At 57.8% G+C, this 20759-nt stretch carries 15 protein-coding genes; 9 read left to right on the top strand and 6 right to left on the bottom strand.

What is annotated here, in order from left to right; all coding sequences use genetic code 11:
* Positions 1-61 precede the first annotated feature (61 nt).
* The 3 genes from DUD43_RS18455 to dsbD are packed head-to-tail and all read left to right on the top strand — an operon-like array spanning position 62 to position 3430.
* Positions 62-1036, top strand: a complete 975-nt coding sequence (locus tag DUD43_RS18455) for an AraC family transcriptional regulator (RefSeq protein WP_153231428.1) — start codon at positions 62-64, stop codon at positions 1034-1036.
* Between the two features lie 47 nt (positions 1037-1083).
* A complete protein-coding gene (cutA, locus tag DUD43_RS18450) occupies positions 1084-1470 on the top strand; it encodes a divalent-cation tolerance protein CutA (protein WP_009459966.1) in 387 nt (128 codons plus the stop codon).
* Positions 1471-1507: 37 nt separating this feature from the next.
* On the top strand, positions 1508-3430 hold the full coding sequence (gene dsbD, locus DUD43_RS18445) for a protein-disulfide reductase DsbD (protein WP_153231427.1): 1923 nt from the start codon (positions 1508-1510) through the stop codon (positions 3428-3430).
* A 118-nt stretch (positions 3431-3548) separates the two neighbouring features.
* Here the strand turns inward: dsbD and hemB are convergent, their stop codons facing one another.
* Positions 3549-4568: a porphobilinogen synthase gene (gene hemB, locus DUD43_RS18440; RefSeq protein ID WP_153231426.1), complete on the bottom strand. Its 1020-nt coding sequence runs from the start codon at positions 4566-4568 to the stop codon at positions 3549-3551.
* On the bottom strand, positions 4565-5188 hold the full coding sequence (gene yihA, locus DUD43_RS18435; protein WP_153231425.1) for a ribosome biogenesis GTP-binding protein YihA/YsxC: 624 nt from the start codon (positions 5186-5188) through the stop codon (positions 4565-4567). The genes hemB and yihA overlap by 4 nt, the downstream gene beginning before the upstream one ends.
* 157 nt (positions 5189-5345) lie before the next feature.
* On the opposite strand from yihA, the gene DUD43_RS18430 reads away from it, so the two are divergent.
* The 3 genes from DUD43_RS18430 (at position 5346) to ccsB (ending at position 9693) form a co-directional block, all read left to right on the top strand.
* A complete protein-coding gene (locus DUD43_RS18430; protein WP_194273418.1) occupies positions 5346-6050 on the top strand; it encodes a c-type cytochrome in 705 nt (234 codons plus the stop codon).
* Between the two features lie 226 nt (positions 6051-6276).
* Positions 6277-8319: a cytochrome c biogenesis protein ResB gene (locus tag DUD43_RS18425; protein WP_153231424.1), complete on the top strand. Its 2043-nt coding sequence runs from the start codon at positions 6277-6279 to the stop codon at positions 8317-8319.
* 15 nt (positions 8320-8334) lie between these two features.
* Positions 8335-9693 carry a c-type cytochrome biogenesis protein CcsB gene (gene ccsB / locus DUD43_RS18420; RefSeq protein ID WP_153231423.1) on the top strand — a complete coding sequence of 453 codons (1359 nt, stop codon included), beginning with the start codon at positions 8335-8337 and terminating at the stop codon, positions 9691-9693.
* Positions 9694-10626: 933 nt separating this feature from the next.
* Here ccsB and DUD43_RS18415 read toward each other — a convergent pair.
* The 4 genes from DUD43_RS18415 to DUD43_RS18400 all read right to left on the bottom strand — a co-directional run bounded on the left by DUD43_RS18415 (position 10627) and on the right by DUD43_RS18400 (position 17727).
* Positions 10627-13569 carry a putative bifunctional diguanylate cyclase/phosphodiesterase gene (locus DUD43_RS18415; RefSeq protein ID WP_228125853.1) on the bottom strand — a complete coding sequence of 981 codons (2943 nt, stop codon included), beginning with the start codon at positions 13567-13569 and terminating at the stop codon, positions 10627-10629.
* Positions 13570-13738: 169 nt separating this feature from the next.
* Positions 13739-15007, bottom strand: a complete 1269-nt coding sequence (gene lysA / locus DUD43_RS18410; protein WP_153231422.1) for a diaminopimelate decarboxylase — start codon at positions 15005-15007, stop codon at positions 13739-13741.
* Positions 15008-15048: 41 nt separating this feature from the next.
* Positions 15049-15183: an LPS translocon maturation chaperone LptM gene (gene lptM / locus DUD43_RS18405; protein WP_080655585.1), complete on the bottom strand. Its 135-nt coding sequence runs from the start codon at positions 15181-15183 to the stop codon at positions 15049-15051.
* A 96-nt stretch (positions 15184-15279) separates the two neighbouring features.
* Positions 15280-17727, bottom strand: coding sequence for a penicillin-binding protein 1A (locus tag DUD43_RS18400; RefSeq protein ID WP_153231421.1), 2448 nt, complete (start codon positions 17725-17727; stop codon positions 15280-15282).
* A gap of 119 nt (positions 17728-17846) precedes the next feature.
* Here DUD43_RS18400 and DUD43_RS18395 point away from each other — a divergent pair, with 119 nt between their 5' ends.
* From DUD43_RS18395 to DUD43_RS18385, 3 genes are read left to right on the top strand one after another with little or no spacing between them, the layout of a single operon-like run.
* Entirely contained in the window at positions 17847-18452 is a 606-nt protein-coding gene (locus tag DUD43_RS18395) for a shikimate kinase (RefSeq protein WP_009461975.1), read from the top strand.
* Complete coding sequence (gene aroB / locus DUD43_RS18390) at positions 18453-19541, top strand: 3-dehydroquinate synthase (protein WP_153231420.1); 1089 nt, start codon at positions 18453-18455, stop codon at positions 19539-19541.
* 5 nt (positions 19542-19546) lie between these two features.
* Positions 19547-20671, top strand: a complete 1125-nt coding sequence (locus DUD43_RS18385; RefSeq protein ID WP_153231419.1) for a deoxyguanosinetriphosphate triphosphohydrolase — start codon at positions 19547-19549, stop codon at positions 20669-20671.
* Positions 20672-20759 lie beyond the last annotated feature (88 nt).

Genomic DNA, 20759 nt, shown 5'->3' with positions numbered 1-20759 from the left:
TGCAGTGCGAGAGGCTGTGCCACACTAAGGCACAGCTTTTTTATCGCCTGTTGCGACGCTCATGACCACCATACTGAATCGCTATGCCCAGCTGCATTCGCAGGATGTGGACTGCGTTCAGCACTATATCTCCCAGGTTTTCTGCCCGCATAGTCTGACCTTGGCGGATACCCGTCAGCGCCTGAATGCACGCCTGTATCTACGCCAAGGCCAGGATGTGGCCTATGGTCGCTTGCGCTATGGCGCGCAGGTGCAGATTCAACCCCAGCCTCTGGATGATTTCTATCTCTTGCAAATCCCTTTGTCGGGACAAGAGCAGATTCATACGGCGCATGGACGTTTCGCGTCTACTTCGCGCCTGGCTTCCATCATCAGCCCGACTCAAGCCTTCAGCATGGAACATAGCCTGGAGGCCGATAAGCTGTTTGTGCGTATCGGGCGCCAAGGGCTGGAGCGCCATTATCAGGATTATTTTGCGCAGCCTGTGCGCGGTCCGCTGGAGTTTCAGCCTTCCATTCCTTTGGATGCACCCGGTGGAGCGAGTTTGCGCCGCTTGCTGGATTGGCAGTTTGCCGAAGTGTCGGATGGCACCTTGTTTGATCAGCCGCGTCAGGTACGCCAGTTCGAGCAGACTCTGATTTATGCCTTGTTCGAGCTGCATCAGCACAATCAGCCCACTCACAAGACCGCGGCAGCCTTGCCGCATGTGTTGCGACGCGCCTTGGATTTCATGGAAAGCCAGACCGGCCAGCCCATCACTATTGGCGATATTGCCCAGGCGGCGGGTGTCAGCGTGCGCAGCCTGTATGCCGGATTCCGGGAGCATCTGGGTGTCGCACCCATGGCGCGTCTGAAGCAGATGCGTCTGGAAGCCGCCCGGCGATATTTGCAGGCAGGTGGCATGTCGGTTACCGAGGTGGCCCTGGCCTGTGGCTTTACCCATTTGGGGCAATTCTCGGCCGACTATAGGCATAGCTATGGCGAGCGCCCCTCTGAAACATTAAGTGGCCTGAGTCGACCTCGATCCGGCGTCTAAGCGCAGGCATCCGGCGCTACACTAAGGGCTCTGATTAGGAGCCCTGCATGTCCTCTGAGAATTCCTCCAGTTCCAAACCCAAACTGGCTTTGACCTTGCCCGATCTCGATGCACAGCAATTGGTGCTGGTGCAGACCACGGTGCCCGATATGATGCTGGCCAAATACCTGGCTCATCACTTGGTTGAGGATGGAATTGCAGCTTGTGCGAACCTTGCGCCCGCCAGTTTGTCTATGTACATGTGGCAAGGGGAGTTACAGGGCGATGAGGAAATCACGCTGACTTTCAAAACCACAGTGGCCCGGCTACCGGAACTGGCAGATCGCTTGCGAGAGCAGCATCCCTACGAACTGCCTGAATTGATTGTGCTTCCGGTTGTTGGTGGTTTCACCGCTTATCTGGATTGGGTCCGCACCCAGACGCGTCCTGCGTGATCTCAGATAGCCCAGCCTAAAAAACCGGAATAGATTTGTGCCTTTGTCTTTGAAGCGTTCCCCGTTTTCTGCCCAGCGTCTTGGCGCGTGGTTTGCTGTTTTCCTTGTCCTGATGCTGGCCTGGCTGGCAACGCCTTTGACGGCGCAGGCAGAGGAAGAGTTTCTGGACCCGGAACAGGCTTTTGTACTGACCGCGGCCATGAGCCAGCCCGATCAGCTGGATATCCATTTCCAGATCGCGCCTGAATACTATATGTATCGCAAGCGCTTCGGGATCTCGACCGAGAAGGCCGAGCATCTGGGTAGCCCCCAGCTTCCCGATGGCGAAAAGGTGTACGACCCTACTTTTGACGAAGTCATGGAGGTCTACCGGAATTCGGTCACCCTGCGAGTGCCCGTTCTGGCGGATAGCGGCACTGGCCAGGATCTGAAAATTGATGTGGTCAGTCAGGGTTGTGCCGATGCTGGCCTGTGTTACTCCCCCTCTACGCAAACGCTGACCCTGATTCCCACCGGACAGGGCTGGGAAGTGGCCGGTCCCTTTGGCGTGCTATCGGTGCCTGCGCCCGGTGAAGGCTCGGGCCAGAAAACAGACACGGCAACAACATCTACCGCCACAGCTGCCAGCACAGGTGGCGTAGCGTCGGCATTGAGTCTCAGTGATGTGGGCCTGGCTGATTACCTCAAGCAGGCTGGCTGGGGTCAGATCGTGCTGCTGAGCTTTGTGTTCGGCTTGCTGCTGTCCTTTACGCCTTGCGTCCTGCCGATGGTGCCGATTTTGCTGTCCATCATTGCGGGTCGTAATCAGCCCGCGCCATCGCGCTGGCATGGTCTGAAAATGGCCTTTGCCTTTGTGCTGGGCTTGTCTCTGGTTTACACCTTGCTGGGTGTGGCGGCAGGCTTGCTGGGTGCAGGCTTGGCAAGCTGGTTGCAGAATCCATGGGTCTTGGGTCTGTTTGCCCTGATTCTGGTGGTGCTAGCCTTGTCCATGCTGGACGTGTTTACGGTACAGGCTCCGGCGGCACTGCAAAATCGCCTGAACGACACAATGAACCGATTGCCGGGCGGGCAGATGGGTGGCGTGTTCCTGATGGGCCTGCTGTCTGCGCTGATTGTCGGCCCTTGCGTGGCAGCGCCTTTGGCGGGCGTGCTGCTGTTTATCTCGCAGACGGGTGATGTGGTCCTGGGCGGCTCGGCCCTGTTTGCCTTGGCCTGGGGTTCGGGCGTCTTGCTGCTGATTGTGGGTGCGGGTTCGGGCAGTGTCTTGCCCAAGGCCGGTGCCTGGATGGAAAGCGTCAAGACCGCCTTTGGTGTCTTGTTGCTGGCTACTGCCTGGTGGATGGTCTCGCCCTTGATGTCCGGCACGATCGCCGTCTTTGGCTGGGTCGTTCTGGCCTTGTGGGCCGCTGCCTTGCTGGGCGCATTCGGGCGCGGTACGGCTGCACGCACGCCGTGGTCGGCCTTGCGACAGGGCGTAGGCATGATGCTGGCGGTCTGGGCCATCATGATGATGATCAGCATTGCCCTGGGTCGCCCCAGCGTGATTCGTCCTTTGGAAGGGCTGAAATCGTCCGGTACGGTGGCCGCTGCTCAAAGCAAGGTGGAGTTTCAGCGAGTCAGCAGCTTGCAGGAGCTGGAAGAGCGTCTGGCCAAGACCACTCGCCCTGTAATGCTGGATTTCTACGCAGACTGGTGCGTGTCCTGCATCGAAATGGAGAACTTCACCTTTAGTGATCCTGCGGTTGCACAGCGTATGGCGCAGTTTGATTTGCTGCAGGTGGATGTGACAGCCAATACCCCCGAGGATAGGGAATTGCTGAAACATTTCCGCCTGTTTGGCCCTCCTGGCATCATGTTTTTCGATTCCAAGGGGAAACAGCTGGAACAACTGCGCGTGATCGGTTTTCAGGACGCCAGCCGCTTTTCGAAGGTGCTGGATGAGGTTCTGGCCGGTGCCTGAAGTCTCTGATTTGCCCGAAATCGGGCTTATCAGGGTCTAACAGACGATAGATCGTCGCGTACACACAACAAAAAACGCAGCTCACGGGCTGCGTTTTTTGCGTTCTGATTGATGTGAATCAGCAGTTCTGTTCGCGCATCAGCTTGGCGGCTTCGATGGCGAAATAGGTCAGAATGCCGTCGCCGCCTGCACGTTTGAATGCCAGCAGAGATTCCATCATGACCTTGTCGTGATCCAGCCAACCGTTCTGGGCGGCGGCCTTGATCATCGCGTACTCGCCACTGACTTGGTAGGCGTAGGTTGGCATGCCAAAGGCGTCTTTCACGTCGCGCAGGATGTCTAGGTAAGGCAGGCCAGGTTTGACCATGACCATATCGGCGCCTTCGCGGATGTCGGCGGCCACTTCGCGCAGGGCTTCGTTACGGTTGGCGGGGTCCATCTGGTAGGTGTTCTTGTTGGAACGCCCCAGATTGGCAGCCGAGCCCACCGCATCGCGGAAGGGGCCGTAGAAGGCGCTGGCGTACTTGGCCGAGTAAGCCATGATGCGGGTGTGGATGAACTGGTCCTTGTCCAAAGCGGCGCGAATGGAGCCGATACGGCCGTCCATCATGTCGCTGGGGGCCACAATGTCCACGCCAGCCTGGGCTTGCGTTTGGGCCTGACGGATCAACATGGCGACCGTCTCTTCATTCAGGATGTGACCGGCTTCGTCCAGAATGCCGTCCTGGCCATGGCTGGTGTAGGGGTCCAGCGCCACGTCAGTCAGCACGCCCAGCTCGGGGAATTGCTGCTTGAGCATGCCCACCACGCGGGGGATCAGGCCGTTCGGGTTGGCGGCTTCGCTGCCATCCGGTGTTTTCAGGGACGGGTCGATGGAAGGGAACAGGGACAGCACGGGGATGCCCAGCTTCAGACACTGTTCGGCCACGCGCATCAGTTCGTCAGGCGAATAGCGCATGACGCCTGGCATGGAGCCAACTTGCTCCTGAACTTTCTCGCCTTCACGCACAAAGACCGGGTAGATCAGGTCGTCTGTGGACAGGCGGTTTTCACGCACCAGACGGCGGGAAAACTCGTCGCGGCGGTTACGGCGCAAGCGAGTATTAGGAAAGTCGGCAGGAGGAATAAAACGAGTCATGGAACAACCTTCGGAGAAATCCAGTTTTCGATGCATTCGGTCGCTTCGGGCAAGCCGATACGATCAGTGGAGGAGAAGGGCAGCGCATGCAGAGCGCCAATTTCCCGGAGTTGGCGGCGCACTTCGGCAACCGCCTTGATGCGTTGACCATACGGCAGTTTGTCGGCCTTGGTCAAAAGCGCCAGTACGGGTTTGCCGGTGGGGGCAATCCAGTCGGCCAGACGCATATCCAGATCGGTCACGCCGCGGCGGATGTCGATCAGCAACACAATGCCGGCAATCGAGGGGCGGGTGACCAGGTAGTCGCCCAGAATTTCGGCCCAGTCCTGCTTTTCGTGGCGGGCCACGGCGGCGTAGCCATAGCCAGGCAAGTCCACCAGGTGGCCCAGAAAGTCGCCCGGCGAGAGCGGATCGGGGATGCCGAACATATTGATCAGACGTGTTCGTCCCGGCGTTTTACTGGAAAAAGCCAGTTTCCGTTGGTTGGCCAACACATTGATGGCGGAGGATTTGCCCGCATTGGAGCGCCCCACAAAACAGACCTCTGGCGGTCCGGGAGGAGGCAGCTGATCGATCTGAGCAGCTGAAATCGTGAAGTGAGCGCGGTGCAGTATCGACATGGTTGCAGCGTAATTCCATATTGGTTCAGCGCCTATTGTATAATCTCTCGATTTGAAACAGTAATGTCGTAGTCCACTGGGTACTGACCAGCGGCTTACGGTGGCTTTTGCGGGGCGCATGCGGCACCCCGATTGATTCGCGATTATCGAGGTCCAAATGAAGCGTGCGCTTTCCCGAGTCGTTATCGCAAGCAGCCTGACGATGGCTTGCTCTGTGGTTTTTACCGCTAACGTGGCCAATGCAGCCGGTCTGGCCAAGCCAGATGCCGCCAAAGGCGAGCAGCTCTACCTGCAAGGTGAGATGTCGCGTGGCGTGCTGGCCTGTGTGACCTGTCACGGGGATGGCGGCAACAGTATTATTCCGGTCAACCCGTCGCTGGCTCACCAGCCGTACGAGTACCTGGTCAAGCAGCTGCACGATTTCCGTGCCAAGGACGAGAAGTCTGTTCCTTCCCGCCGCGGCCCTGAAGGCGCCAACAGCCTGATGACCGCCATTGCGGCCGGCATGACCGAAGAAGACATGAAAAACGTGGCTTTCTTCCTGTCCCAACAGTCCGTGGACTGGGAACAGGCGGCTAACGCCACCAAAGAAGACACCATGGAACGTGGCCAGAAGATCTGGCGCGGCGGTTTGCCCGAGCGCGGTGTAGCTGCCTGTGCCGCTTGCCACTCGCCTGATGGCGCTGGTATGCCCGGTCAGTTCCCCCGTCTGGCTGGCCAGCACCCTGCCTACATTGCCGAACAGCTCAAATTGTTCCGCAGCGGCGACCGTGCCAATGGCCCCATGATGCATGACATCGCGGATCGCATGTCGGACGCCGACATTGCAGCCGTGTCAGATTTCGCAGCTGGCCTGCGTTAATCAGTCCAAGGGGGCCATCGGCCCCCTGACTGTCTGAAGCCTGACATTCGCTTTTTGGCCCCAGCTTCCTGATAGTCGTGGCAGTTTGGGGGCCTTAACAACGGGCAGTGCCGATTTGGGCCGGGTCTCGTGTTGGTGTTTTGTCCAGCGATCGAACTTTGTGCGCGTTCTGCGTTCAAAGTCTGGATGTTTCCGGTGAAACCCCCCACCTCCTAAGCTAGCCTTTGTGAAAAAAGTATCCCCCGTGCGTCGCTTTGCGGCCGATTTCCTGGAATTGCTCGGTTCGATGCGCTTTGCCATCAGCTTGCTGATGTTCATTTGCGTAGCCAGCCTGATCGGCACTGTTCTGGCGCAAAATCAGCCGGCTAATACGTATATCGATCAATTCGGGCCGTACTGGTTTGAGTTTTTCGACCATTTCTCGATCTGGTCCATCTACAACAGTGGCTGGTTCATGGTCATCATGACGTTTCTGGTGGTCTCGACCACGCTGTGCGTCATTCGTAATGCTCCCAAGATGATCCGCGAAATGCGCACGTTCAAAGAACATGTGCGCGGCGGCAGTCTGAAAGCCTTCCCCCACCGTGTTGAACTGGAAAGTGCCGGTGCTCCCGCCCATAGCCGCGAGCAAGTGCAAGGCTGGTTGCAGTCCCAGGGTTACGCCGTGCGCGTGCGTCAGGATGACGACGGCAGCATGATGATGGCGGCCAAGAAGGGTAGCGCCAACAAGCTGGGTTACATTTTTGCTCACTTGGCGATTGTGGTGATCTGTGTGGGCGGCCTGCTCGACAGCGAATTGCCCGTGCGCCTGCAAGTGTGGTTGGGCGGCAAACAGCCTATTACTGAAAACATGCTGATTTCCCAGGTGCCCGAGTCGGGTCGACTTGGCCTGGGCAATCCCAGCTTCCGTGCCAATATGCTGGTGCCCGAGGGTGCCCGTACCGCCACCGCAGTCATTAACTCCGGTGACGGCGTCCTGATTCAGCCCCTGCCGTTTGCCCTGGAGCTCAAGCGTTTCCTGGTGGAGTACTACTCGACCGGCATGCCCAGCAGCTTCAAGAGCGAAGTGGAAGTTACCGATCCCGTTACGGGCGATACGTTCGAGCGCACCATCGAGGTGAACGAGCCGCTGCGCTACAAGGGCGTCACGGTTTACCAGTCCGGCTTTGACGATGGCGGCAGTATTCTCAGCCTGAAGGGCTATCCCTTGGTTGGTACTGGTTCCAAGACGTTTGCTCTGAACGGCAAAGTGGGCGAGACCGTGGGCATTGCGGCCCAGGAAAGCCCCAACGAACATGCTTTGACGGTGCAACTGACCGAGCTGCGCCCCATCAACGTGGAAAACTTGTCTGAGGGCGATCCTCAGCCCAAGGCCATGATTGAACACGTGGCTGCTGTTACCGGTAGTGCTGCCAACAAGAAAGATCAGCATCTGAAGAACGTCGGCCCCAGCGTGAACTATCGCTTGATCGACGATCAAGGCCAGTCCCGCGAGTTTGTGAACTACATGCTGCCTGTGGAGCTGGATGGCACCCTGGTGTTTCTGGCCGGTATGCGTTTCTCGCCCGCCGAGCCGTTCCGCTATGTGCGTTTCCCGGCTGACGACAAGGGTTCCCTGAAAGAATTCATGGATTTGCGTGCGGCTACGCAGAACGAGGCCTTGGTGACCCAGGCAGCCGAGCGCTTTGCCGAACGTAATTCTTCTTCGCCCGAGCAAAAAGAGCTGATGCTCTCCGCTTCCAGAACTGCCTTGCAGACTTTTGTGCGTGCCGGTTTTGATGGCTTGATCAGCCGTGTTCCCGAGTCCGAGCGCGAGCGTATTCTGGGTTTTGCGATTCCCATGATTCAGTTCACACTGTCGGAATTGCGTGATTTGCTCAGGCAGCAACAAGGTTTGCCAGAGTTGGATTACAGTCAGGAAAATAGCGATGCCAATCGCTGGATTCAGTCTGCTGTACTGGCGTTTGCCAACCTGCCTGACTACCCGGCGCCCGTTATGTTGACCTTGGACAGCTTTGAGCAAGTTCAGGCCAGCGTATTCCAGGTGGCGCGCAGTCCGGGCATGTACATTGTGTACTTGGGTTGCTTGTTTCTGATTATTGGCGTGTTCTCGATGTTCTATATCCGGGATCGCCGCGTGTGGGTCTGGATCCGCCCTCACAACCAAGGCAGCAGCGTAATGGCTGCCATGACATCTCAACGTCGTAACTTGGACTTTAACCTCGAGTTTGATCGCCTGAAAGCGGCTTTCAACCGGCTATCTGTCTGACAAGGTGTAGCTACTATGGCGCAGACCCTTTCTTCGGCCACTCCTTCGATGTGGCAAGACAATATCGCTTCCAGTGGTGACCGGCGCGGTATCCGTGGCCGTCCGGACTGGACGGATGTGCTGTATCTGATCGTGCTGGCTTTGGGCGCGGCGTATGCGCTCAATGTGTACAGCACCAGCATGGATTACTACGAGAAGATCATTCTGGTGGCGTTCGTGCCCTTTGTGGCCTGGCTGGGGTGGTTGTGGCGTCCGCTGCGCACGCTGCTGGTGCTCTCGGGTCTGACGGCTTTGCTGGCGGTCTGGCTGTACAGTACGGGCGATGGTCTCAGTACAGGCGATATTGAAAAGGCCGATTCGGTTTTTCTGCTGAAGTACTTGTTCTCTTCCCAGTCCGCTATTTTGTGGATGTGTGCGCTGTTCATTCTGGCGACGGTGATGTACTGGGCTGGTTTTTTCAGCAGTACTGCAGCCTGGATGGGCTCGGGGCTGACCTGGGCAGCGGTCTACGCCGGGATGACGGGTTTGCTGGTGCGCTGGCGCGAAGGTCACTTGCTGGGTCCGGATATTGGTCATATTCCGGTCAGCAATCTGTATGAAGTGTTTGTACTGCTGGCGCTGATTACGGCCTTGTTCTACATGTATTACGAGCGTCGTTACAACACGCGTGCCCTGGGTGGCTTTGTGCTGTTGGCGATCAGCTCGCTGGTTATTTTCCTGCTGTGGTATTCCTTCACGCGTGATGCGCATCAGATTCAGCCTTTGGTGCCTGCGCTGAAAAGCTGGTGGATGAAGTTGCATGTACCGGCCAACTTTATTGGTTACGGTACGTTCTCCTTGGCGGCCATGGTGGGCTTTGCGTATCTGGTTAAGGAAAATGGCGAGACGCGTTCGCGTGCCAAGCTGATTCCGGTGTTTTTGCTGGGCGCGATTCTGTGTGCCGAGCCCATGATTTTTGGTTCGCGCGAGTTGTCGCCTACCTGGATGCTGTATTTCGGTATCGGTAGTGTGATCGTGGGGACGATTCTGTATTTCCGTGGTCCGATTTCGCGCAAGCTGCCTTCGCTGGAGGTGCTTGATGACATCATGTACCGGGCGATTGCGGTGGGTTTTGCCTTCTTTACGGTGGCTACGGTGTTGGGGGCTTTGTGGGCCGCTGATGCCTGGGGCACGTACTGGCAGTGGGACCCGAAAGAGACTTGGGCCTTGATTGTGTGGCTGAACTATGCGGCCTGGTTGCACTTGCGTTTGCTTAAAGGCCTGCGTGGCACGATGGCGGCGTACTGGGCGCTGGGTGGGCTGCTGATTACCAGCTTTGCGTTCCTGGGCGTGAATATGTTCTTGTCGGGGTTGCATTCCTACGGGGAGCTGTAAGTTTCTTCTTGTTCTGAGGTGCTTGTGTTTGGGCTTCGGAATGGTGGTTTTAGAATTGAGAAACCCGAGTTTGGCTGGATGCCGGACTCGGGTTTTTTTGTGGTCGCTTGTTTCGGACGCTTGGTGGGGAGGTCTTTGTAGGGGGAATAAGCGCTGGGAGACGCCGCTGGTGTGCTGGGCGGGGGCGGCGGGGCTTGAGCGCTTGCCGGTGCTGCGCACCGGTGCCCTGGTCAGAAGATCGCGTAGGGCGCATCCTGAACTCGCACGATAGTTTGTCCCCCGGACAAACTATAAGCGCCGTGCTCAAACAGCAGGATGCTTGCATCCCTACGCGATCTTCTGCCTGCGGCAAGCTCTCCGAATCGCCCCGACACCCCCGCCCAGCACACCAGCGGCTCACAATGTTTATTTATGTCGCCCCTGACTTTGGAACTGGGTAGGTGGTGAGTGGGTTTCTGGGGAGTGTGATCGTGGCTTCTAGGGCAGGCGTTGATCGGAAGCGTGTTGTATCGAGATGGCTTGGCTTAGTCATGGCCAGATTCAGGTCAAGACTTAGACCTAGACCAGGAACTAGATCTAGTTCTAGATCTAAACCCAAACCCCAGGCCGTCAAAGCCAAAGCTAGCGGGATGTCTGTATCGACCCTCAGATCTATTTACTGCTTTTGCCTTAGATACGCGTCTGTACTCGGAGCGGTAACCAGTCCGAAATGCAAAATTTAGAGTTGGGTATCACGCGATAGTAAGTGAGGCGAAGGGGCCAGTTGACTCAGGGCTCTGAGATGGCTTTCTTAGGAGTTAGGGTGATGGCAATGGCATTAGGAAAGCATTGATAGCTTCCCCATGGCATTTGAGATAGGCGCGCGTCGGGCAGGTGACGGAGGCCCTGTTATTCGCCACCCAGGCTCTCTATGGGGCTTGGGTGGCTATTGGTTTACATGGCTGGCGGGAATTTATCTTGTGACTCGATCAGGAACTGGCGGGCTGCTGGGTCGTTGACCAGGTCGGGCATGGATTTGGCTTTGAGCAGGTCTGCGGGGGTGCAGGCTTTGGAGATGATGAAGCCTTGTACGTAGTCCACGCCCAGTTCTTGCAGGGCTTTCAGGGTGGGGACGTCTTCCACCCATTCTGCGATGCTGATCATGCCCAGGTTGTTGGCTAGTTCGACGATGGTGCGCACGATGGCGACGTTGGTCTCTTTTTTGAGCATGTCGCAGATCAGCGCGCCGTCGATTTTGATGGCGTCGGCGGGCAGTTCGCGCAGGTAGGAGAAGGAGGTGTAGCCCGCTCCAAAGTCGTCCAGGGCGATGCGTACGCCCATTTTCTGCAGGCGGCGCATGAAGTTGCGGGTGTGTTCCAGGTCATCCAGCGCCACGCCTTCGGTGATTTCTACGCACAGGCGGCGGGCCAGGTGTTCAAAGCGGGTCAGGATGTCGAAGAACCATTGGATGAAGGTGTCGTCGTTCAGGGACACGCCGCTCAGGTTGATGGTGACCCATTGGGTTTTTGTCAGTTGGGCTTCATGTTTGGACATCCACTCCAGCGTAGCCGAGAACACCCATTTGTCGATGATGGTGATGGTGCCGCTTTCTTCGGCTGCCGCAATGATGCGGCCGGTGGGGATGAGCTGGCCGGAGGAGTCCCGTACGCGCAGCAGGGCCTCGAAGTTCAGGCTGTCCATGGGGCGGCGCAGGGCCGCGATGGGCTGCATTTCCAGGTACAGCGCGCGAGATGAGCCACCTTCCAGTTCTTCGAACAAGCGCAGTTCTTCGGCGTGTTCTTGCAGGGCGTTGGAGTCCTGCTCGTAGATGATCATGTCTTGATGCAGGCGGCGGGCGTCGCGGGCGGCCCGGCTGGCGGCGGAGATGGCTTCTTGTGGAGCCATGCCGGGTGCGACTTCGACCAGTCCCAGTGTGCTGCGCAGGTTGAAGCTGCGGTTGCCAGCCAGCAAGGGGCTTTTGTTCAGTGATTCCAGCACGCTATTGGCCAGAACGCGGGCCTGGTCGGGTTCGCAGTCTTCAAAGATGATGACAAATTCGTCGCTGCCGATACGGCCTATTTTGTCTTTGCTGCGCAGGACCGATTCCAGTTGTTCGCAGACTTTCAGCAGCAGGGCATCCCCGGAGGAATGGCCGAAGGTGCCGTTCACATATTTGATGTGGTTCAGGTCCAGATAGGCCAGCAGGCAGGGTTTGTCGTCCTGGCTGCGGCTGAGCAGGCCGTCCAGTGCTTTCTCGATGCCGCGCTGGTTCAGGACGTTGGTGACTGGATCGTTGTCGGCCATCAGGCGCAGTTGACGGTAGGTCTCGGCCCGGGCGGTGATGTCTTGCAGGGAGCCTTCGATGCACTGGTTGACGATGGCCACGCGCAAGGCGAATTGGCAGGGCTGGGCGTCGGCGTCGTAGTGGATAATGGTCACGTCCTGACCATTTTGCGTGCTTTGGGCGACGGCTTTCCAGTCTTGTTCCGGGAAGAAGTTGGTCCAGTGAATGGTGCTTTCGTTCGGGTCTGCGTCTATGTTGAGCATGCGCGCCAGGATGGGGCTGATGCGCAGAAAGACACCGGACTCGTTCAGGGTGAACATGCCAACGGGGGTCAGCAGGTAATGGGCCATCAGCTCGTTGCGGGCGCGCAGGGATTCGCTGCGGTCTTCTCGCAAGCGCTCACCCACGGCCAGGGCCACCATCAGGTTGGAGAGCAGGAAGGCGATGACGCCGTTGAAGTTCTCCACAAAGCTGGAGCGACCAAAGGCCACCAGAAAGATGGCTGAAATCAGCATGCACAGGGCCATGCTCAGCAGTACCAGTTGCCATAGCAGGATGCGCGAGCGGGTGTGCAGAAGTATGGACAGCAGCACGGCAGAGACGCAGCACAGTGCGTAGATGGTGCTGATCCACATCACGGGCTGGAAGACCGAGGCCGGGGCCAGCAGGGACACGGGCAGCAGGATCAGGCCCAGAATGCCGACGGTGGGAAGCAGGCGTTGCAGGCGGGCGGTGGTGATGGAGTTGCCCAGCAAGACGGTGAATAGCGAATAGCTCAGGATGAAGTAGCAGGCGATGGTGACCTGGCGCAGCACCGGCATGTACTGTGAGGGCAGGATCTGGCCTAGCCACTGGGTGTCCCAACCCATGGCCATCGAACCCAAGCGCAGGTTACCAATCAGCCAGACCGACAGCAGCAGGTATATCCAGGCGCGGTTGGTGGCGGCCAGCACCAGCATGAACATGGCCATGGTCAGCAAACCGCCTTCCAGCAGTCCTATGCCACGGCTAAGGCGGATCGAGGAGTTGGTGACATCAGCGCTGGCCCAGAGCTGGGCTTGCAAGAGGGTGGGGCGGGAGGTCTCGACACGGCACAGCACGGTGTCAGGGTGGTTCGCCTGGCCCAGTTCCAGGGTGTAGCTTTTGACCGGGGCGGGTGACAGCGGGGTAGGCGGGTCCAGTTCGCTATTGCGCAGGGCCTGGCCGCTGCGGGCGTCTTGACAGTGCAGCGAGGAAATCGGGGAGGCGGGAAAGTGCAGAACCTGGTCCTGCTGGGGGAAAGGAGCAGGCAAGGTCAGCAATAGCCAATGAGGCTCGCTCAGGTGCAACCGTTGCCGGGACGGGGCACTTTCCAATTGCGTCAGTAACTCTGGATCCGCATGCTCTTGCTGGCTGGCCAGCGCCTGAATGCCCAAACTTTGACCGGGAACGGTAGGGTAGCGATTCGGCAGGAACAGTAATGCCCATAAAGTGAGCATGATCAGAAACAAAGGGATGACGTAAAGACTTAAGCCGCGAATCAGGCGCTCGCTGGCCGAAGTAACAGGCTCAAAGCCGTGTGTCGGTATCCCTGGGGTGGTCATGATGGTGGTACAGCCTCCAGCGCTTACCATCGAACTGTCTGGCCACTGACAGCGAAATCTGTGCTTTCCCGGCTAGGACAGGACGCAACAGGCCGGGACTGCGATGCCTGCTGATGGCAGCGCAGTCCCGGCCTGTTTTACGGTCAGATTCGAGAGTTCTTTAAGGCTGAATGGTTGTTACCTGCATTCTTGCCCGCCTTTAAGGCAGCAATCGTTCGGTGGCAAACAAACTTTCCAGGTCTTCGCGGGGGCGGATTACGTGAACCTGCTTGCCGTCGACCAGAATTTCAGCCGCACGGGGGCGGGTGTTGTACTGGCTGGCCATGGTAAAGGCGTAGGCACCGGCAGACATGATGGCGATCAGATCGTCTTGTTTCAGCTCCAGCTGACGGTCACGAGCCATCCAGTCGCCGCTTTCGCAGATAGGGCCAACCAGATCGTAGTGGGGAGTGGCCTCGGTCACTGGACGAGGCTCTACCGCTTCCACGTCGTGCCAGGCATCGTACAGTGTGGGGCGAATCAAGTCGTTCATGGCGGCATCAATGATGGCGAAGTTTTTGGTCTCGCCATGCTTGAGGTATTCCACGCGGCTTAGCAGCACACCGGCGTTGCCGACCATGGAGCGGCCGGGTTCCAGCACGATTTCCAGGTGGCCCAGGCCGTTCTTGTCCAGAGCGGCAAAGACTTCGGTCAGCAGTTGGGTGGGGGTCACCAGGGTTTCGTCGGTGTAGCGAATGCCCAAGCCGCCGCCCAGATCCAGGTGAATCAGGTTCACGCCTTGTTCTTTCAGGGCCAGGATCAGCTTGATCAGCTTGTCCAGCGCGTCCAGATAGGGGCTGACTTCGGTGATCTGCGAGCCGATATGACAGTCCACACCCACAATGTTCAGGCTAGGCAGCTCTTGAGCGCGTGCGTAGATGCGGGGAGCCTGGTCAATAGGCACACCGAACTTATTGTCTTTCAGGCCAGTGGAGATGTAGGGGTGGGTGCGAGCATCCACGTCCGGATTCACGCGCAAGGAAACAGGCGCTTTCACATTCAAGCGTTCAGCAACCTGGGCAACGCGCTCCAGCTCGTCTTCGGATTCGACGTTAAAGCACTTCACGCCTGCTTTCAGGGCGGCCTCAATTTCCCAAACCTGTTTGCCGACACCGGAGAACACCACTTTGCCTGGATCGCCACCAGCGGCGATGACACGGGCCAGTTCACCGCCCGAGACGATGTCAAAGCCGGTACCCAGGCGGGCAAATTCTTGCAGAATGGCCAGATTGGAGTTGGCCTTCATGCCATAGCACACCAACAACTTGCGGTCCTGGCCAGCCACTCGATAGGACTCCCAGGCGTCGCGCAAGGCTTGGCGGGAATACACATATAGAGGGGTGCCGAATTCTTCAGCCAGCTTGTTCAGGGGAACTTGCTCGGCGTGCAGCGTGTTGTTCTGAAATTGGAAGTGAGGTGCAACGGTCATGGTGTCGTCAAATAACAGAGGTTAAGCGAGCAGGGCGGAAATCAGCGCGGTGCTGTTTGGGCGTCCGCTGCTTCCTGCGCAGGAGGGTGGTACAGGGGGCCTTTGTAGCCGCAAGCGCTAAGAAAAACGCTAAGTGCCAGCAAGGCCAGCAGGCGGGAAGAACGTAGTTTGTTCATAAGTGGTGAGCTAGTGCAGACAATACAGAGCATTATGCCATTGGGAAGGGCAAAGCATAAAAAACGCCGGCTAGGCCGGCGTTTGGGTACAGATAATTAGAAGGGGACGAAAGGTTGTGTTTGGGCACCCGAGGAACCGGAGTCAGAGTCCAGTTGCCGCAGCAGGTCGCCAATACCGTCGTTTGCATCCCCACCGCCTTGTTGCAGGGCACCGTCACCCGGAGCGGGCAGACCAACACGGGCAATCGCTTGTCCGGGCGGGAATTCGTCAAAGTAGAAGTCCCCGTTGATGCGCGACAGACCGGAAGGCATAGGGCCGGGAGGCACGATGGGCTTGTCTTTAAGCGCAGCGCGCATGTAGTTGATCCAGATAGGCATGGAAGCACCGCCGCCGGTTTCACCCGAACCCAGGCTGCGTGGCTTGTCAAAGCCCATCCAGGCAATACCGACCAAGTCTGGCGTATAACCGGCAAACCAGGCGTCTTGCGAATCGTTGGTGGTCCCGGTCTTGCCGCCGATATCCGTACGCTTCAATTCGCGCGAGGAACGGGCGCCTGTACCGGAGGTAGCCACACCGCGCAGCAAGTCGTTCATGACGTAAGCCGTACGGGCGTCGATGGCGCGGGCAGCGGCATCACCCGCCACAATTGGCTTGGCACGCATGATGACCTTGTTGGTGCTGTCGGTCACGTAGTCGATCAGGAAGGGTTCAGTACGGTAACCGCCATTGGCAAAGACCGAGTAGGCACCGGCCATTTGCAGGGGAGTTACGCTACCTGCGCCCAGAGCCAGCGGCAGCACGGCAGGCTGACGGGCTTTGTCGAAACCAAAGCGCGTTACGTATTCCTGCACGTACTTGGGACCGACGGCCTGCATGATACGGATGGACACCATGTTTTTGGACTTGTACAAACCTTGACGCATGGTCAGCATGGGTTCGTAGGTACGGCCATAGTTCTTGGGCGTCCAGGGCTTGGAGCCGGTCTGGGCCGCAGTCAGAACAAAAGGTTCGTCCGAAATCTGGGTGGAAGGTGTCAAGCCACGTTCCAGCGAGGAAGCGTAGATGAAGGGCTTGAAGGCCGAGCCGGGCTGACGCCAGGCTTGCGTGACGCGGTTGAACTTCCCGTCGGAGAAGTGGAAACCACCCACCATGGCCTGGATCGCGCCGTCTTGTGGGCGTACCGACACAAACGCCGCTTGTACCGCAGGCATATTGATCACTTCCCAGTAATCGCCATTGCGGAACAGATAGACCACGGAGCCGCGCTGAATGCGCACGTCTGCCTTGGCGTTGTTCACCAGGCCACGAGCGACGATCTTCAGGGCGCGCTTGTCGTTGACATCAATAATCTGCTGGGCGGTACGGGCAACACGAATCTGGTTGGGGTTGGCGTCCAGCACCACACCGGTCAGCAGATCGCCCGTGTCGGGGTACTTGTCCTGCAAGTCGTCCAGAATGGAATCCAGCTGGGCGTGATCGTTTTCAATACCAGCGGGCAGATCCACCTGGCCTTGCGGGCCGGTGTAAGGAGCACGGCGGGTGTAATCCAGAATACCGTTGCGCACGGCCAGGTAAGCGGCTTCCTGGTCGGTGGACTTGATCGTGGTGTAGATATTGAAACCGCGCGAGTACACATTGTCCTGGTAGACGCCGTACAGCAGTTGGCGAGCCAGTTCAGCCGCGTATTCACCGTGGATGGCGTAGCCACCGGCAGGGGTACCCAAGGCCGATTTCACAACGATTTCCTGGGCCAGAGCATCCTGATATTCTTGTTCGGTGATGTAACCCAGCGTGCGCATACGGCCCAGCACATAGCCCTGGCGGGTTTTTGCGCGCTCGAAATTGGCAATCGGGTTAAAGCGCGAAGGCGCTTTGGGGATACCTGCCAGCATGGCGGCTTCTGCTGTTGTGATCTCGCCAAGCTGTTTACCCAGATAGGTTCGTGACGCTGCCGCAAAACCATAGGCGCGGTGACCCAGATAGATCTGGTTCATGTACAGATCCAGAATCTGGTCCTTGGACAGCGTGGCTTCAATCTTGAACGTCAGCAGCAGTTCGTAGAACTTGCGGGTATAGGTCTTTTCTGACGACAGGTAGAAGTTACGTGCTACCTGCATAGTGATCGTACTGGCACCCTGGGTCTTGGACATATGGGTCATATTGGCCAGGGCAGCGCGGCCAACACCCATCCAGTCAATCCCACCGTGCTGGTAGAAACGATCGTCCTCAGCCGCCAGAATGGCCGATTTCATGACATCGGGGATTTCGTCAAAACGCAACACATTGCGGCGTTCTTCACCAAATTCGCCGATCAGCACCTTATCCGCCGTGTAAATGCGCAGCGGCACTCGGGGGCGGTAGTCGATCATGGCGCTTAGATCGGGCAGGTTTGGCCAGGCCAAAGCCAGCGCAAGCGACCCGAGCAGGACGGCACACAGACCAAGCCCCACAAAAAAGACCGAGGTCTTGATGATGAGGCGGGCAAGCCAGGAACCGGAGCTTTGCTCGGGTTTAGAATTGGGGGAGCGGGAAGAGGAACTCATTAGGGCTGATTTTAAAGTCCAAACGCAGCAGGACTGGGCCTCAAACTAAGTATCAATGTAACAAAATAATACTAAGCAAGCGGACTGTGCTTAGGGAAGGCTAATGGGATAATACACAAATGAACCACTCTTTACCCGCCGAGCTGATGCCTGTAGAACATCCTGATCCCTTAACAGACGCCGAGCTGCTCCATTTACAACAAACTGGCCCACGTCCCATTATTCTGGTGGGCATGATGGGTGCCGGTAAAACGACCATTGGTCGTCAATTGGCGCGGGAACTCAAGCGCGAGTTCATGGACCTGGACCACGAGCTGGAAGCCCGTAGCGGCGTGCGAGTGGCCACTATCTTTGAGTTCGAAGGCGAGCAAGGGTTCCGCAAACGTGAATCTGCGGTGCTTGATATTTGTTCGCGCCAGACCGGTATTGTGCTGGCAACGGGGGGCGGGGCCATTTTGTCCGAGGCCAATCGCCAGATCATCAAGGATCGCGGTATCGTAGTGTACTTGTGCGCCACCGTAGACGAGCTGTACCGTCGCGTGGCCCGAGACCGTAACCGGCCGCTGTTGCAAACAGCGGACCCACGCGCCCGCATCCAGGAACTGTTGCAAGCGCGCGAACCCCTCTATGAAGAAGTGGCAGATGTCCGCTTTGAAACTGGCTCGGCGCCAGTTCATCATGCGGTGCGCCACTTATTGTCCCTGTTGAAAGAACGAGGTTGCTAAATGTCTGTAGTGCATGTTGACGCCCAGGGTGGCGCTTATCCCATCCATATCGCCGCCGGGCGTCTGGCGCATCTTGCAGACACGGTGCCCGCCGATACGTCTGCCATTGCCATCGTCACCAATCCTACGGTGGCCGCCTTGTATCTGGCACCTGTACAGGAAGCCCTGGCCGCAACGGGCAAGCCTGTCCATGTGATCGAACTGCCTGATGGCGAAGCCTACAAGAACTGGGAATCCCTGAACCTGATTTTTGACGCGCTGCTGGGCGGTCACCTGGATCGCAAGGCCCTGATCGTGGCCCTGGGCGGTGGCGTGATTGGCGATATGGCCGGTTTTGCTGCAGCCTGCTTCATGCGTGGTGTGCGCTTTGTACAAGTGCCTACGACCTTGCTGGCGCAGGTGGACTCCTCGGTGGGCGGCAAGACAGCCATCAACCATCCGCTGGGCAAGAATATGGTGGGCGCGTTCTACCAGCCTATCGCCGTGGAAGTGGATACAGACGTACTCAAGACTTTGCCGGATCGCGAGATTTCCGCCGGTCTGGCAGAAGTCATCAAATACGGCATGATTTACGACCTGGATTTCTTCAACTGGTGTGAAGAGCAGATCGACCCCATGCGTACTTTGGCGCAAGAGCAAATTGTCTATGCGATTCGCCGCTCCTGCGAGGTCAAGGCCGAAGTCGTTTCCCAGGACGAACGCGAATCTGGCCTGCGCGCCATTTTGAATTTTGGTCACACTTTTGGCCACGCGATCGAGTCCGGCATGGGCTACGGCCAATGGCTGCATGGCGAAGCCGTGGGCTGCGGCATGATTATGGCTGCCGAGCTATCCGCCCTGGTTTGCGGCTTGCCCGCTCAGGATGTGGCTCGTATCAAAGCCCTGGTGCAAGCCAGCGGATGCCCGATCACTCCACCACAATGGCCTGCGGATCGCTGGCTGGAATTGATGCAGGTGGACAAGAAAAATGAAGGTGGCCAGCTGCGCTTTGTGCTGCTGGATAAATTAGGCCATGCCAAGGTCCAGGCGGTAGCGCCTGATGTGGTGCGCCAGGCATTGGCCCGCTTTACAACGGTGGAACAGGAGTAAAACCTATGCAAATGCTTGCCGCTTATGCCTGTCACCCTGAACAGTCCCGCGGTCGGCGTTATGCAGAGGCAGCGCCCCAAGGCCGTAACGCCTTTCAGCGGGACCGCGACCGGATCATTCACTGCAATGCCTTTCGTTTGCTGGAATACAAAACCCAGGTTTTCATTAACCACGAAGGTGATTTATTCCGAACACGATTGACGCATAGTCTGGAAGTGGCCCAGCTGGCGCGGGCCATTGCCCGCAATCTGGGCTTGCACGAAGACCTTATCGAAGCCATTTCCCTGGCCCATGATCTGGGCCACACCCCGTTTGGCCATGCCGGCCAGGATACGCTTAATAGCTGTATGCAGGAGTTGCGTCCAGAGGCCGGGGGCTTTGAACATAATCTGCAAAGTCTGCGGGTAGTGGACGAGCTGGAAGAGCGCTATGCCGCCTTCAATGGCTTGAACCTGTGTTTTGAAACCCGCGAAGGGATTTTGAAGCACTGTTCCCTCAAGCATGCGCGTGAATTGGGCGAGGTTGGCCAGCGCTTTATTGATCGCACCCAGCCGTCGCTGGAAGCCCAAATGGCCAATCTGGCCGATGAAATTGCTTACAACAATCACGATATTGATGACGGTTTGCGCTCCGGCCTGATCCGTCTGGAGCAATTGCTGGAGTTGCGTCTGTTCCGTGATCATTACGAGCATGTGCAGGCTCAGTATCCGGGCTTGAGCGGTCAGCGGCTGGTGGCTGAAATCATCCGCGGCATGATCAACACCCTGGTGGTGGATCTAACGGAAACCACGCGCGCCAAGCTGGAAGAGCATCGTCCCGATAGTGTGGATGCAATCCGGCATCTGCCGCGTCTGGCGGGCTTCTCGCCAGAGCTGCGCGCTCAGGCGGATGAGCTCAAGCGCTTTTTGCACGCTAATCTGTACCGTCACTACAAAGTGGTGCGCATGATGAACAAGGCACAACACATCGTGCGTGACCTGTTTCAGGCATTTGTGGATGATCCGCGTCTATTAGCAGCCGAACATAGGCGCGAAGACCCGATTGCACAGGCTCGTGCTGTAGCTGACTACATCGCTGGCATGACGGACCGCCACGCCATCCGCGAGCACGACGCTATCTTCAAGATGTAGGTTTTGCTTTAACGCTGAAGCCTGGCGAGGCTGCACGACTTGTTTGATGAGCGTGTTGGAGCTGTATGTTTTATCGGCCTTTGTGTCA

This window comes from Alcaligenes faecalis, from assembly GCF_009497775.1.
GTDB classification, from domain to species: domain Bacteria; phylum Pseudomonadota; class Gammaproteobacteria; order Burkholderiales; family Burkholderiaceae_B; genus Alcaligenes; species Alcaligenes faecalis_D.
This window is presented reverse-complemented; position numbering and strand designations above follow the sequence as displayed.

What these genes read in the sequence shown, in the direction of transcription:
- DUD43_RS18455 (WP_153231428.1), top strand. Translation starts at nt 62, where the DNA reads ATGACCACCATACTGAATCGCTATGCCCAGCTGCATTCGCAGGATGTG.
- cutA (WP_009459966.1), top strand. Translation starts at nt 1,084, where the DNA reads ATGTCCTCTGAGAATTCCTCCAGTTCCAAACCCAAACTGGCTTTGACC.
- hemB (WP_153231426.1), bottom strand. Translation starts at nt 4,568, where the DNA reads ATGACTCGTTTTATTCCTCCTGCCGACTTTCCTAATACTCGCTTGCGC.
- yihA (WP_153231425.1), bottom strand. Translation starts at nt 5,188, where the DNA reads ATGTCGATACTGCACCGCGCTCACTTCACGATTTCAGCTGCTCAGATC.
- DUD43_RS18430 (WP_194273418.1), top strand. Translation starts at nt 5,346, where the DNA reads ATGAAGCGTGCGCTTTCCCGAGTCGTTATCGCAAGCAGCCTGACGATG.
- ccsB (WP_153231423.1), top strand. Translation starts at nt 8,335, where the DNA reads ATGGCGCAGACCCTTTCTTCGGCCACTCCTTCGATGTGGCAAGACAAT.
- DUD43_RS18415 (WP_228125853.1), bottom strand. Translation starts at nt 13,569, where the DNA reads ATGGTAAGCGCTGGAGGCTGTACCACCATCATGACCACCCCAGGGATA.
- lysA (WP_153231422.1), bottom strand. Translation starts at nt 15,007, where the DNA reads ATGACCGTTGCACCTCACTTCCAATTTCAGAACAACACGCTGCACGCC.
- lptM (WP_080655585.1), bottom strand. Translation starts at nt 15,183, where the DNA reads ATGAACAAACTACGTTCTTCCCGCCTGCTGGCCTTGCTGGCACTTAGC.
- DUD43_RS18400 (WP_153231421.1), bottom strand. Translation starts at nt 17,727, where the DNA reads ATGAGTTCCTCTTCCCGCTCCCCCAATTCTAAACCCGAGCAAAGCTCC.
- DUD43_RS18395 (WP_009461975.1), top strand. Translation starts at nt 17,847, where the DNA reads ATGAACCACTCTTTACCCGCCGAGCTGATGCCTGTAGAACATCCTGAT.
- aroB (WP_153231420.1), top strand. Translation starts at nt 18,453, where the DNA reads ATGTCTGTAGTGCATGTTGACGCCCAGGGTGGCGCTTATCCCATCCAT.
- DUD43_RS18385 (WP_153231419.1), top strand. Translation starts at nt 19,547, where the DNA reads ATGCAAATGCTTGCCGCTTATGCCTGTCACCCTGAACAGTCCCGCGGT.